We start from the raw sequence: 14,331 nt of genomic DNA, 5'->3' as shown, positions 1-14,331 counted from the left end.
GTCGAACTCCTCTCAGAACGATTTGGATACCTGCACGTAGACGCGCGGCAGCTTGTCGTCGCCGGTGGTGTCGGCGCGGGTGGTGCGCCAGGCCATGCTCGCATCGACGGTGATGCCGTACGGTCCGGTCCAGAACAGCCCGAGGCCCGGGCCGCTGCGCGTCACGGTGTTGGCGCCTTGTCCCGGAATCGAGCGCGCGTTGTAGCGCCCCACGCCGATATCGAAAAACGCGGACAGCGTGAGCGACGGAATCACCGCATAACGGAACGCGGCCGTGGCGATCAGCCCTTCGTCGACCACCGATTCCGACGGCGAATACGCGCGCACCGCGCGCGGACCGCCGAGCGTGATACGCGAGGAGCTGTCGAGGTTCTGGTTCGCCCATTGCCCCGATACACCGACGAAGAAACTCGTGTTGCGCGTGATCGCGTTCAGGCGGTTGGCCTGCATGGTCAGGCGCACGCTGTTGCCCTGCGTGTTGCGCCCGACCGGGCTCTGGTCGATCGCCTGCGCGAGCGCCGAGTCGATATTCAGATGCGCGAACGCCAACTGCACGTCCGCGCTGTTGAAGCCGCCGCCCAGAAAGCTGTCGCGGCTCTCGTACGACAGCCCGACGCTCGCGACATACAGCTTCTGCGGATTGTCGAAGCTCACGGCGTCGATCTTGTCGGTCAGCGAGCGATATTCCAGCGCGCCCCGCAAGAGCAGGTTCTGGCTGCGCGAGCGGATCAGCGGATGCGAGACCGACGCGGTGACGACATCCGCATCGCCATGCGCCTGCAACGCCGAAAAGTCCTGCCCGAGGTAGTAGTACAGATGCGAATACGCGATGCCCACGCGCGTGCCGCTCGCATCGACGGGCGCGTCGTAGCCGATGCGCCCATACACGGTATCGGCGCGCTCGGCGGCGAGCAGATTGATGTCGAGGTTGTCGCCGATGCCGAACGGCGACGCGAGCCGCCCCACCGCGCCGAGCCGCCAGCGTCCGGCGGGCGCGGAGCCGTAGTTGTCGCCGGAGACCGCGAAGTTGAAGCGGCGCGTCGGCTCGACGGTCACGTTCAGATCGACGGTGCCGGGCGCGCTGCCGGTTTCCAGCGCCGACGTCACGCGAATGCCCGGCAGATCCGACAGCAGCAGCATCGTGCGTTCGAGCTCGGCCTGCCTGAGCGGCTTGCCCGGCTCGATCGCCGCGAGCCGCGCGCGCACCATCGACTCCTTGATGGGCGCGCCCGGCGCCATCGTCAGCCTGACGCGGCCGATCTTGCCTTCGAGCACGGTGAAGGTGACGTCGCCGCTGGTCACGTCCTGCGGCGGAATCACGACCTGCGCGAGCGGAAAGCCGCGTTCGCGATACGCCTGCGCGATGCGCGCGCTCATCGCGTTGAGATCGTTGATCGACACTTCCTGGCCGATCCTGTCGGCGACGAGCGCGAGCAGCATGTCGGACGGCAGCGTTTCGTTGCCCGCGAGATGGATGCTTCGTAGTGTGAACTTCTTGCCTTCCGGCGCTTCCGGCGCGGCGGCCGGCGGCGCGGGCAGCGCGCCCGCTGTGCCGGGCGGCGGCGCTGCCGTGGACGGACGCGGCTGCTCGTTGAGCAGCGTGCCGGCGCTCGGCACCTGTTGCGTGCCGGGCATCGGCACCTGCTGCGCCCACGCCTGCAATGGACCCACACACGCGCCCGCACAGGCGATGGTCACGCCGGCCGCGCGCGCAAGACGGGAAAAGGATTCGGCTTTCATGGCGTCGTTCACTGCTGCATCCTCATCGGGCGAAACGGGCCGTTGCGCTTCAGCGCGCGACCGAGAGCCGCCAGTTGCCCATCAAATCGAAGGGCGCCCAGTAGAACGGATGGGCGAACTTGCTGTCGGCGAGGACCGCGAGTTGCGCGTCGCGCATCGCGTCGATGGCTTCCTCGCCTTTGGTGAGCGCGCCGTAGAACGTGCGCATCGTGAGCGCGGTCGATTCGTCGGCGACGGGCCACATCGACACGAGCAGCGCCGATGCGCCCGCGTAGAAGAACGCGCGCGTGAAGCCCATGATTTCGTCGCCGCGCTCGATGCGCCCGAGCGCCGTCTCGCACGCGGACAAGGTGACGAGCGCGACCGAATCGAACTTGAGGTTGTAGATGTCCTGCGCGAGCATCGGGTCCGGACCGTCTGCGGGTTGCCTGGCGGGCGCGAGCAGCACGCGCGAATGCAGCGGATCGATGGTGTCGGCCTGCGCGTGCGTCGCCACATGGACGATGCGGCCCGCCGGAGCGTTGTCGCTGAAGGTCTTGCGCGTGACGTCGCCTTGCAGAAAGGTCTCGCGCTGCGCGAAGAGCGGTCCGATCGCGCGGACTTCGGCTTCGGCGCCCGGCAGATCGAATTCCGGCGCGATACGCGGATTGCCGAACGCGACGAGATTGCTCGCGATGCGCTGCGGGCGCCGCACGAGCTGCACCGCGATGCTCGCCGAGGGCGCGAGCGCGATCGCATGGCGCTGGATCAGGAATCCCTGTGCATTCCTGAGCGCCTGAAAAGGCATGTAGTGCAGCGCGCCGTTCGGCACGATGACGAGCCGCTCGCCGGGACGCACGCCGAGCGGCTGGATCAGCAGCGCGTCGAGCTTCGCGCCATACGTCAGCGCCTGCGGACGACCGCGGATGATGGCGCTGCGGAAATCGCTCACGGCGAGCGTCATGTCGCGGCGCGCGATCGGCAAGGTGAAGCCCTGCAGGCCGTCACTGCGAACGACCCACGCGATCATCCGGTCCGGCAGGCCGTGAAATTCCACGATCGCCTCGCCGGGTTTGAGCGCGCTCTTCACGTCGTCGAGCGAGAGCGCGCGGCCATTGAGTTGCGTTTCGTCGACGTTCGATGCGAGCCGGTTGCGCACGACATCGAGCAGCGCGCGGCTGCGGCTTTTTTCGGAGAGCGTCCACGCGAGCGGATAGTCGCCGTCCTCGACGACGAGCGCGATCGTTTCCTCGAAGACGGTTTGTGTATCGGAGAAGAGCCCGGTCTTGAACTCGTCGCTGCGAAAGCGCGCGCGGATCGATTCGGATTCGTCGAGCGCGGCGAGCCATGCGTCGCGCGCCTTGCGGCGATCGCCGAGCGCGAGGTACGCGCGACCCATGCCTTCATGCGACCACAGGTTGTCGTAGCTCGCGTCCGAGCCGCCTTTCGTCGCGCTCGCGGCGAATGCGTCGAGCGCCGCCTGCGGCTTGTTTTCGGCGAGCAGCAGATTGCCTTCGATGCGCTTGCGCAACGGCGCGAGCAGGGTCTCCTGCACGCCGCCCGTCTGCTCGAACGTCGCGCGCGCGCCCGCTGCGTCGCCGGTCGCGATCTGCGCGTTGGTGATCGAGAGCAGCACCATCGGCCGATAGCGCGCCGAAGCGGTTTCGAGCGCCGCGCGATATTGCGCGAGCGCCGCGGCAGGATCGCCACGGCGCGCTGCGATGTCGCCGAGCACCTTGTGCGCGGGCGCCAGCACCTGTTCGGGATTCTTCGCGCCGGCGGCGATGGCTTCCTTCGCGTAGCGTTCGGCGTCGTCGAGATCGCCCGCGTAACTGTAGGCGATGGCCAGATCGCGGCGCGACAGCGCGGCGAGATTGGCGTTGTCCGTCTGCCCCGCGACGACGAGCGCGCGCGACGCCGCCTCGATGCTCTCGCGGAAATCGCCGCGCTCGGCCGCCGCCACCGACATGCTGCAGTAGGCGTAGCCATCGAGCCGGACCTGATCGCGCGCGAGCAGGAGCCGCCCTTCCTGTGACAGCGTGGCGATGGTTTCGGCGTCGCGCACGCGGGCTTCGGCCTGGCGCGCGGCGGGCGTGAGCGCCTGATTCTGAGTGCCTTGCGCAAGTACGCGCGGCGCGGCGGCGGTCAGCGCCGCGAGCAGCGCGAGCGCCGCGCCAAGCCGCCATGCAGCGCTGTTCGTGGACATGCGCGCACCGGCCATGACACGGGCCGGCGCGATCCGCTCGATCGGTTTCACGAATGCGCTCCTCGAAGACCGTCGCCTTGCACCGGCACAACCGGCGGGCAGCCGGCGCGGTGCCTTGACTAGACGAAACACCGTCGCTGTTTTGAAAAACGCGGTGGTATCGTTCGTTTTTTGATCTGTTGGCAGTCACACAGATCTCTCATGCGAGGCGTTCGATCCGATCATGGACCGCTTGTATCTGCGCTTTGGTTTGCGTCTGTGCGGGCTGTGGCTTTGCGCGTTGGTCGTTGCCTGCAAGTCGCCGCCGCCACCGCCCGCGCCGACCGTCGTGCGCATCAGCGTGAACGCGCTCGATGGCGTCAATCCCGATCGCACGGGGCGGCCGTCGCCCGTCGTCGTGCGCGTGTACGAACTCAAGACGACCGCCGCCTTCGACAGCGCCGACTTTTTCACGCTCTATGGAAAGGATCAGGCGACGCTCGGCGGCGATCTCAACGCGAAGAACGAGTTTCTGCTCAGGCCGGGCGACAGCCGCAGCGTCGAACAGACGGTGCAGCCGGGCACGAAGTTCGTCGCGGTGGTGGCGGCTTATCGGGATATCGAGCGATCACGCTGGCGCGCGAGCGCGCCGGTGCCGCTGAATCAGACGACGGTGATGAACGTGCGGGTTGAGGCTGCTGATGTTTCGATTGTGGTGCAGCCTGCGCCGGCGGCGGGGAAGAAGAGTGGGAAGTGAGGGTTCGGTCTACCGATACTCGTCGATCTCGATGGTCCCGCCGATGGCTTCCATCGTGCTGCGAATGTCGGCGGGTATGTCGGGGATGCGATCGCCTGATTCGTTAACCCAAAAGCAGAACATGCGCGCCGACACGCCAGCCTGCTCGAGTAGCACGCGAAGATCAGCACGTGGAAGGGCCAGGTAACTCGTCAGGTATCGAAGATGCGGCGCGAGTTGGTCGCTGGATATGACCGACGCACTGCTCACACTCCATACGCCCGTTCGACGCCCCATCGTGCCTAAACCGCCCGGTCCCCGGATCGGATCGCCTTTCGACTTGGCGACAGAGGGCTTCACCCCGAAGTAGTCGGTCCAGAATTGAGGTACGACACCTTCGCCCCCGATAGTGAAGCTAGCGTAGGCGAGCCGAACTTCAGCGCTCACGCCCGTCGTCTTAATCCTTGTAGCCATGGAAATTGTCGATGTAGATGTTCTGGAAATATACGTCCCCATTGTCATGCCAAGTCAGGTCGTCGGTCGGACCGATCGTGTTTTCATCCTTGAATCTGTGCACCATCTCTCTGAACTGCTGACTGGAATAGCCGAGCATTTGGGCCGCGTAACGCGGGTTGCGTGTCGTGACGGCCAATTCGTCTGTTACGCCGCCGATCTGGCCGGCCACATACTCGAACGGCTGCGCGACGCTCAACGCCGTGGCGATCCTGCCATCCGGCAACACGTCGCCCGGCTCGGCATTCCAGATGGCGAGACCGTCTTCGGCGGGCAGTCTTGGCAATGTCGGGCGCACGAGCGGAGCAATTCTCTTTGCCGCCCTGGCGCCGCCATAAAGCTGAGACGGTGTGAAGGTCGGGCCGGAGCGCCGCTCTGGAGCGTCGACATCTGCGCCACTGGCTCCCACGCCCCATCCACACCGCACGCCTGAACGCAACGAGCGTGTCAGCGCTCGAGCGGCGCTGCGCTCATCGTCTTTGCCTGGAAGCAAGGAACTGCGCTCACCTATCGGGGGAAGTCGCCAATCGTCGAGTCTGAATCTGTTTCCCAATTTCTCCTCCGTCGATGTCGAAGGCGTAATGGGTAGCACGAAGGCATGCGCAGGCGTTCACCCGTCCGGGAGATTTATCGAGCGCGACGACACGCGCAACCCGCCGCGCATGGTGCCCCACTTCCAAAATCCCCTCCCTCGATCGTTCTCTGAACGTAGCGCCCGGCTCCGCCGTGCGCGGCACCGCAACAAGCCCAAGCGGATACGAGCCACCATGACCTGGCACCAACGGATGATCTGGTCCGAGGGACTGTTCCTCGAGCCTCAGCATTTCCAGCAGCACGACCGCTTCATCGAGCATCTCGTGCGCTCGCATGCGCGCGCGACCGAGGCGTGGTCGTGGGGCTGGGCTGCCGTGATGCTCGACGACATCGCCCTCGGGCTCGGCAAGATCGCGCTCGCGTCCGCGTTCGGCGTGCTGCCCGACGGCACCGCGTTCTCGTTTCCCGACGACGCCCCCGCGCCGCCGCCGCTCGACATCCCCATCGGCACGCGCGATGAAATCGTGCTGCTCGCGCTGCCGCTCGCGCGAGCCGGCGCAAAAGAGTTCGACGCCGACGGTCCGATCGACGGAACCAACGCCAACGACAACCTGCGCTTTCGCACCACCGACACCGCCGTCGCCGATGTCACGACCAGCACGGATCGCGTCGCGCAGATGCGCGTCGGCGCGCCGAACGTGCGCCTCATGCTCGCGCGCGACGCCACCGATGCCTTCGCGACCATCGCCCTCGCACGCGTGTCCGAACGGCGTGCCGACAACCGCGTGCTGCTCGATCCGGCCTTCATCCCGCCGATGCTCCATGCACACGCGAACCCGCGCCTGCTCGGCTACGCGCAGGAACTCGCCGGACTCGTGCATCAGCATGCGGACCGCCTCGCGAGCCGGCTCGCGAATCCGGGGCGCGGCGGCGTCGCGGAAATCGCGGATTTTCTGCTGCTGCAGACACTCAACCGCTTCGAGCCGCAGTACGCGCATCTGCTGCAGGTGCCGCTGCTGCATCCCGAGCGCCTGTATCAGACGACGCTCGCGCTCGCCGGCGATCTCGCCGCGTTCGACGAGCGCCGTCGCGTGAGCGCGTATCCGCCCTATCGCCATGACGATGTCGCCACGTCGTTCGAACCGCTCATGCGCGACGTGCGGCAAGTGCTCAATCTGGTGCGCGAGCCGGACGCCATCGCGATCGAATTGCAAAGCCGCAAGCCCGGCGTGCGCGTCGCGATGATCAACGACCTCGAACTCGTGCGCAGCGCGGGCTTCGTGCTCGCCGCCAACGCGCAGATGCCGGGCGAAGCGTTGCGCACGCGCTTCCCGACGCAGGTGAAGATCGCGCCCGCCGAAAAGCTGCGCGATCTCGTCAATCTCGCGCTGCCGGGCATCGGTCTGCGCGCGATGCCGGTCGCGCCGCGCCAGTTGCCGTTTCACGCGGGCTTCTCCTACTTCGAGCTGGATCGCGGCGGCGAGCTGTGGAAGGAACTGGAGCAGACCGGCAATCTGGCGATGTACATCGCCGGCGACTTTCCGGCGCTCGAGCTGGAGTTCTGGGCCATCCGCCATTGAGGACACTGAGGACACCGAGGTCATCGAAACGACATGACGAACGACGACGATCCCTTCGCCGGATTCGAATCCGACCAGACGATGATCAAGCCCAACCCCGGCGCGCGACGGCGCGGCGGGGGCAGCGGCGGCACCGAAGGCCCGTTCGCGCCGGGCGCGGCGCCCGCGTCGAACCAGCGCGCCTTCGACGCGGCCTTCACGCAGAGCGGCGCGGTCAATCCGCTGGTCGCCGCCTGTGCGCCGCTGCTGCAACTCGCACCGCGTATCCGCACGATGAGCGCCTGCGCCGATCCCGCCGCGCTGCGCGATGCGCTCGCGGCCGGCGTGCGCCGCTTCGAGACCGAAGCGCGCGCAGGCGGCATCGCGACGGAACAGGTGACGGCGGCGCGCTACATGGTCTGCACGATGCTCGACGAAGCCGCCTCGGGCACGCCGTGGGGCGCGGGCGTGTGGGCGCGGCAAAGCCTGCTCGTCACGTTCCACAACGAGGCGTGGGGCGGCGAAAAAGTCTTCCAGTTGCTCGCGCGGCTCGCGCAAAAGCCCGCGCAGCATCTTCATCTGCTGGAACTGGCGAGCATGGTGCTCGCGCTCGGCTTCGAGGGACGCTATCGCGTGGCGGCGCAAGGCGCGCAAACCCTCGACGCGATCCGCACGCGGCTCTACCAGTTGATTCGCAAGGAACGCGGCGAGCCCGAGCGCGCGCTGTCGCCGCATTGGCAAGGCGTGCCGACGGCGCGACGGCGCACGACCGACGTGCTGCCGGTCTGGGTCGTCGGCGCGTTCGCGCTGCTGCTGCTCGTGGCCGCCTGGCTGGCGATGAGCTTCCAGCTCGGCCGCCTTTCGGACCCGCCGTTCGACACGCTCGCGTCGATCCGCGCGGGCGCGCAACGGCCGCTCGTCGTCACGCAGGCAGCGCGGCCCCGGCTCGCCGAATTCCTCGCGCAGGACATCCGCGATGGCCTCGTCGCCGTCGATGATCGCGTCGATCGCTCCGTCGTCACGCTGCACGGCGACAACGTCTTCAGCCCTGGCAGCGCCGACGTGTCCGCGCAAACGCGGCCGCTGATCGGGCGCATCGCGGCGGCGCTGGGCGCGGTGCCCGGCAACGTGCTCGTCACCGGCCACACGGACGACCGGCCGATCCGCTCGGGGCGCTTTCCGTCGAACTGGGAGCTGTCGCAGGAACGCGCGGCGAACGTGCGCGATCTGCTCGCCGCGACAGTGCCGCCCGCCCGTCTGAAGGCCGAAGGCAAAGGCGACGCCGATCCCGTCGCGCCCAACGATTCGCCCGCGGGCCGCGCGCGCAACCGGCGCGTCGAAGTGACCTTGTTCGCGAAGCCCGGGTCCTGACATGAAAAAACTCCTCGCGATCCTGTTTCATCCGTTGCTGTTGCTGATCGTCGGGCTGCTGCTGATTTCGGCCGCGATCTGGATCGCCGGGCCGCTGCTGTCGTTCGCGCGCACCTATCCGCTCGAAACGCCGACGGCGCGTTTCATCGCGATCGGCTGTGTCGTGCTGCTGCTCGTGTTGCGGCGGCTCTGGGTCGCGTGGCGCGCGCGGCGCACGCAGGCCGCGCTGTCGGCGGGGCTCGCCGCGCATCGCGATGCGCCGCGCCGCGAAACCGCCGCGCCGAGCGCGGGCGAAGCGGAAGTCGCGACGCTCGGCAAGCGTTTCGACGAGGCGCTCGCCGTGCTGCGCGAAGCGCGCATCAGCGCTTCCGGCGGACGCCCCGGCTGGCGCGACTGGATCACGTTGTCGGGCAGGCAATATCTCTATCAGTTGCCGTGGTACATGTTCATCGGCGCGCCGGGCGCGGGCAAGACCACCGCGCTGGTTCATTCGGGCCTGCGCTTCCCGCTCGCCGAGCGATTCGGCACCGACAAGATTCGCGGCGTCGGCGGCACGCGCAATTGCGACTGGTGGTTCACCAACGACGCCGTGCTCATCGACACGGCTGGTCGCTACACGACCCACGAAAGCGACCGCGACACGGATCAGACCGCCTGGCAGGGCTTTCTCGCGCTGCTGAAGAAGACGCGCCCGCGTCAGCCGATCAACGGCGTGCTGATGACGCTCGCCGTCCCCGATCTGCTCGCCGCGACGCCCGCGAGCGCCGACGACACAGCGGCGACGCTGCGCGCGCGCATGCGCGAGCTGATGCAGGCGTTCGGCACGCGCTTTCCGGTTTATGTGCTCGTCACCAAGACGGATCTGCTTGCGGGTTTCACGGAATTCTTCGCGGACATGTCGAAGGAGGAGCGCGCGCAGGTCTTCGGCTTCACCTTCCCTTACGACCCGAAGCGTCCGCTCACGGAAGCGGAATTCGGCGCACGCATCGACGCCGAACTCGACGCGCTCGAAGCGCGGCTCGTCGCGCGTCTGCCGGAGCGCCTGAACGCGGAAAGCGGCCTCGCGCAGCGCGCGGCGATGATGGGTTTTCCGCAGCAGTTCGCGGCGCTGAAGCCTCTGCTCGCCGACGCGCTGCGCTCGACCTTCGTCCAGTCGAAGCACGACGACGTGCCGCTCGTGCGCGGCGTCTATTTCACGAGCGGCACGCAGGAAGGCCATCCGATCGATCGCGTGCTCGGCTCGCTCGCGCGCGCGTTCGGTATCGAGCAAGGCGTGCAGCCGCCGCGTCCGTCGAGCGGGCGCAGCTTCTTTCTCGAACGGCTGCTGACGCAGGTCGTGTTCGCCGAACAGGGTCTCGCCGGATCGAACCTGCAATGGGCGCGCCGGCGGTATCTGTGGCGGCTCGGCGCGTACGCGGCGATCTCGGCCGTGACGGTCTGCGTGCTCGCGCTGTGGGGCACGAGCTATCTGCGCAATCGCGCGTATGTGGCGAGCGTCGATCAGGCGGCGCACGCGGCCAGGGAAGCCGTCGCGGGAACCTCGGCGGCGGGCACGACGCTCGTCGCGCTGCTGCCGATACTCTCGGCGGTGCGTCATCTCGCCTCGACGCCGCAGGTCGATGCCGCGCATCCGCCGCTCTCGATGCAATGGGGCCTGTGGCAAGGCGCGAAACTCGACGACGCCACCGACGACGCCTACGAGCGTCTGCTGACCGATCTGTTCCTGCCGAAGCTCGCCGCGCGCATCGAGGAACAGGCGCGCGGCGCGAATCCGTCGAATCCGGGCTACGGCTATGAAGCGCTCAAGGCCTATCTGATGCTGAACCAGCCCGATCATCAGGATGCCGATGCGCTCAAGGCGTGGATCGTCACCGACTGGGACCGCTCGCTGCCGCGTGAAGTCGGCAACGAGCAGCGCGCCGCGCTCGCCGGGCATCTCGACGCGCTGTTCGCACGCGGCGTCGTGCATCCGAATCTGCCGTTCGACGAGCGGCTCGTCGCGCATCTGCGCGGCATGCTCGCGGCGAGCACGCTCGCGCAGCGCGTCTACGGGCGCGTGAAGCAGCAAGGCGTCGGCGCGGAATATCCGGCGTTCACGGTGGCGCGCGCGGGCGGGCCGAATGCGTCGCTCGTGTTCGTGCGGGCAAGCGGCGCACCGCTCACGCAAGGCGTGCCCGGCCTCTATTCGTTCGACGGCTATCACAAGGCGTTTCTGAAAGCCGTCGATGAAACCGCCGCGCAGCTCGCCGCCGAAGAGCCGTGGGTGCTCGGCATCCGCGATCAGAGCGGCCTGCCGCGCGGCGATCCGGCGGCGATGCAGCGCCTGACCGAAGACGTGCGGCTCTTGTATCTGCAGGACTACGCGCGCATCTGGACGGAGTTCCTGAACGACATCCGCATCGTGCATGCCGATACGCTGTCGCAATCGACGCAGATCGCGCGCATCCTGTCCGCGCCCGATTCGCCGCTCGCCACGCTCTCGAAGGCGGCGTCGCGCGAAACGACGCTCGGCACCCGGCCGGAAAACGAAACCACCGTCGTCGATCGCGCCAACGACAAGCTCGGCGCGGCGCGCGAGAAGCTGCTGAAGATCATCGGCGGGCCCGATCCCACGCGCATTGCGCCGGTCGCGCCGGGCGCGCAGCTCGAAAGCATCGTCGATGACCGCTTCACCGGCCTGCGCGCGCTCGTCACGAGTCCGGGCGCGGGGCAGCCTGCGCCGATCACGCAGACGCTCGCGGTCATCAACGACGTCTACACCTATCTCAGCGCCACCGACGAAGCCTTGCAGCAGAAGACCGCGCCGCCGCCGTCGGACGCGCCGGCCAAGCTGCGCGGGCAGGCGGCGCGCATGCCCGAACCGATCCGCACCGCGCTGCTCGATCTCGGCAGTCAGGGCGCGGCGCAGACGCAGCAGGCGCGGCGCGTGAATCTGTCGGCGGATCTTAAGGAGTCGATCTCGGCGTTCTGCGATCGCGCGGTGAGCGGGCGCTATCCGTTCAGGCCGAACTCCGCGCGCGACGTGCTGCCGGAGGACTTCGGCGCGCTGTTCGCGCCGGGTGGCAAGTTCGACGATTTTTTCCAGAAAAACCTCGCGCCGGACGTCGATGTCTCCGCGAAACCGTGGGCCTTCAAGAAGTCCGATTCGTCGGCGTCGCAGATCAGCCCCGCCGGGCTCGCGCAGTTCGAGCGCGCGGCGACGATTCGCAGTGTGTTCTTCCGCGCAGGCGGCAAGACGCCCGCGCTCGCGTTGCAGTTCAAGCCGCTCGACATGGACCCGACGATTCTTTCGTTCACGCTCGATGTCGACGGGCAGGTGCTTACCTACGCGCACGGCCCGCAGATCGCGACGGCCATCCAGTGGCCCGGCACGCGCGGTTCGGGCCGCGTGAGCCTGCAACTGACGCCGCCGCCGACGAGCGGCGCGAGCAATCTGGTGTTCGAAGGACCGTGGGCGCTGTTCCGCATGTTCGACCGGCTCGACGTCCAGCCGACCGATCAGCCGGAGCGCTTCATCGTCACGTTCGATGTCGAAGGGCGCAAGACGCGCTTCGAAGTGACGGCGAACAGTGTCGAGAATCCGTTCCGGCTCGCCGACCTGCGCGCGTTTTCCTGTCCGGAGCGGCTATGAGCGACGCGGGAGGCATTGCGCTTGCCGATGACGGCGCGACGATCGCGGGCTGGTACGGCAAGCTGCCCTCGCTCGGCGATTTCGCGGCGCGGCGGCTTTCGGATGCGTTCGTCGCGCCCTGGGACGCGTGGCTCGCGCAGCGCGTCGCGGAAACGCAGCATGCGCTCGGCGACGCGTGGCTCTCGCTCTATCTCACCTGTCCGGTGTGGCGCTTTTTCGCGATGCCGGGCGCCATCGCGCCGACGCTCGGCACCTGCTGGACGGGTGTCGTGATGGCGTCGGTGGATCGGGTCGGGCGGCATTTTCCGTTGACCGTGGCGGCGTCGCTGCCCGCGGCGCCGTCGACGGGCGGCGAAGTCGCCGCGCTCTGGCAATGGCTGTCGGCGATCGAAGGCGTGGCGCTCGCCGCGCTCGACTTCGATCACAGCATCGAACGTCTGGACGCGCAGCTCGCCGCACTGCCGGTGCCGCAGCCGGTGCGCGCCGCCACGCGCGCCGCCGTGCTGCAGGAACCGTGGATCGTGCAGTCGGCCGCGTCGCTGCCCGACGCGCTCGCCCGCACGCTCGCGCCGGTCTGGCAGACCGAGGTCTACGGCATGAGCATGTGGACCGCCGCGCAGACCGCGCACGACGAGGCCCGTGACCCGAACGATCCGCAGGAACCTTCGCCGCGCCCGTTCACCATCTGGCCCGTGTACGGTTTGCCGGACGCTGCGCTTTTCACCACCCTGCTGCGGGATTGCGGATCATGAACGCGACCGGCCGCATCCCGGACACGAACGGCGGCACGACCGGCAAGGGCGAAAAGACCGAAACCAATCCGGGCGACGACAAGACGGTGATCGTGAGCGGCGCGCGTGCGAGCGCACCGAACCCACCCGCGCTCGACGCACCCAACGCATCCGACGCGCCGCCGCCGCACAACATCCTGCCGCCCGGCACGCGGCTCGGCGAATTCGAGATCGTGCGGCTGATCGGCGAAGGCGGCTTCGGCATCGTCTATCTGGCGTTCGATACTTCGCTCGACCGCTACGTCGCGGTGAAGGAGTACATGCCGGCGGCGCTCGCCTCGCGCGTCGGCACGACCCAGGTGCAGGTCAAATCCGGGCGCTACGAGGCGATGTTCCGCGCCGGCCTCAAGAGCTTCATCAACGACGAGGCGCGCCTGCTCGCGCGCTTCGATCATCAGTCGCTGGTCAAGGTGTACCGCTTCTGGGAAGCCAACGGCACCGCCTACATGGCGATGCCCTACTACAAGGGCGTGACGCTCAAGGACGCGCTCAAGGCCATGAAAAAGCCGCCCGACGAAGCGTGGCTGCGCGCGCTGCTCACGCCGCTCATCGACGCGCTCGCGGTGCTGCACGCATCGGACTGTTTTCATCGCGATATCGCGCCGGACAACATCATCCTGCTGGAGGAGAGCCATCGGCCCGTGCTGCTCGACTTCGGCGCGGCGCGGCGCGTGATCGGCGACATGACGCAGGCGCTCACGGTGATCCTCAAGCCGGGTTATGCGCCGATCGAGCAGTACGCCGAAGTGCCGTCGCTCAGGCAAGGGCCGTGGACGGATCATTACGCGCTCGCCGCGCTCGTGTATTTCGCGATCACCGGAAGGACGCCGCCGCCATCGGTCGGGCGCGTGGTGAGCGACAGTTATCAGCCGCTCGCGAGACTCGCGGCGGGCCGCTATTCCGACCGCTTTCTGAAGGCCATCGATCACGCGCTCGCGGTCTCGCCCGCGAACCGGCCGCAGACCGACCGGCAGTTCGCCGCCGAACTCGGCATCTCGCTCGACGATGCGCAGCAGTCACGCGCGACCGGCGGCGCGGGCGCATCGGCGGGGCGGCGGCGCATCGGCTGGGCGCTGGGCGCGACATGCCTGCTCGCGATGGCCGCCGCGCTCGGATGGTTCGCGCCGAAGTTCATGGCGCATGCGCCGTCTTCGGACCGTCCGGCCAGTGAGGTCAGTCAGGCGAGTGCGCCGGCCTCGGCGGTCGTGGCTGCATCGGCGGTCGTGGCCGGGCAATCTGCGCGAGTTCGCTGACGGCGAGCTTGATCGCTTCGACATCTGCCTTGCTCAGGC

The 14,331-nt window shown here is 68.0% G+C and carries 10 protein-coding genes; 6 read left to right on the top strand and 4 right to left on the bottom strand.

The window, feature by feature from the left end; translation table 11 throughout:
* Positions 1-12 precede the first annotated feature (12 nt).
* Both AWB80_RS31925 and AWB80_RS31920 read right to left on the bottom strand, forming a co-directional pair.
* Positions 13-1,740: a ShlB/FhaC/HecB family hemolysin secretion/activation protein gene (locus AWB80_RS31925; RefSeq protein ID WP_061178734.1), complete on the bottom strand. Its 1,728-nt coding sequence runs from the start codon at positions 1,738-1,740 to the stop codon at positions 13-15.
* Between the two features lie 49 nt (positions 1,741-1,789).
* On the bottom strand, positions 1,790-3,976 hold the full coding sequence (locus AWB80_RS31920; RefSeq protein WP_244206848.1) for a CHAT domain-containing protein: 2,187 nt from the start codon (positions 3,974-3,976) through the stop codon (positions 1,790-1,792).
* Positions 3,977-4,148: 172 nt separating this feature from the next.
* On the opposite strand from AWB80_RS31920, the gene tssJ reads away from it, so the two are divergent.
* Positions 4,149-4,661: a type VI secretion system lipoprotein TssJ gene (tssJ, locus tag AWB80_RS31915; protein ID WP_061178678.1), complete on the top strand. Its 513-nt coding sequence runs from the start codon at positions 4,149-4,151 to the stop codon at positions 4,659-4,661.
* Between the two features lie 9 nt (positions 4,662-4,670).
* Here tssJ and AWB80_RS31910 read toward each other — a convergent pair whose 3' ends face one another.
* Positions 4,671-5,087, bottom strand: a complete 417-nt coding sequence (locus AWB80_RS31910) for a DUF4279 domain-containing protein (RefSeq protein WP_244206846.1) — start codon at positions 5,085-5,087, stop codon at positions 4,671-4,673.
* 10 nt (positions 5,088-5,097) lie between these two features.
* On the bottom strand, positions 5,098-5,562 hold the full coding sequence (locus AWB80_RS45075; RefSeq protein WP_244206845.1) for a hypothetical protein: 465 nt from the start codon (positions 5,560-5,562) through the stop codon (positions 5,098-5,100).
* Positions 5,563-5,920: 358 nt separating this feature from the next.
* On the opposite strand from AWB80_RS45075, the gene tssK reads away from it, so the two are divergent.
* Genes tssK through AWB80_RS31880 form a run of 5 tightly spaced genes read left to right on the top strand, consistent with a single transcriptional unit; the run spans position 5,921 to position 14,292 of the window.
* Complete coding sequence (gene tssK / locus AWB80_RS31900; RefSeq protein WP_061178675.1) at positions 5,921-7,267, top strand: type VI secretion system baseplate subunit TssK; 1,347 nt, start codon at positions 5,921-5,923, stop codon at positions 7,265-7,267.
* Positions 7,268-7,300: 33 nt separating this feature from the next.
* Positions 7,301-8,617, top strand: coding sequence for a DotU family type VI secretion system protein (locus AWB80_RS31895; RefSeq protein ID WP_061178674.1), 1,317 nt, complete (start codon positions 7,301-7,303; stop codon positions 8,615-8,617).
* 1 nt (position 8,618) lies between these two features.
* Positions 8,619-12,248, top strand: a complete 3,630-nt coding sequence (gene tssM / locus AWB80_RS31890; protein ID WP_061178673.1) for a type VI secretion system membrane subunit TssM — start codon at positions 8,619-8,621, stop codon at positions 12,246-12,248.
* Positions 12,245-13,000 (top strand): type VI secretion system-associated protein TagF, encoded by a 756-nt coding sequence (tagF, locus tag AWB80_RS31885; protein WP_061178672.1) that lies wholly within the window; start codon positions 12,245-12,247, stop codon positions 12,998-13,000. The genes tssM and tagF overlap by 4 nt, the downstream gene beginning before the upstream one ends.
* On the top strand, positions 12,997-14,292 hold the full coding sequence (locus AWB80_RS31880) for a serine/threonine protein kinase (RefSeq protein WP_244206843.1): 1,296 nt from the start codon (positions 12,997-12,999) through the stop codon (positions 14,290-14,292). Before tagF ends, AWB80_RS31880 begins: the two co-directional genes overlap by 4 nt.
* Positions 14,293-14,331: the final 39 nt, after the last annotated feature.

The sequence above is a fragment of the Caballeronia pedi genome (assembly GCF_001544915.2).
In the GTDB taxonomy this organism is placed as follows: domain Bacteria; phylum Pseudomonadota; class Gammaproteobacteria; order Burkholderiales; family Burkholderiaceae; genus Caballeronia; species Caballeronia pedi.
This window is presented reverse-complemented; position numbering and strand designations above follow the sequence as displayed.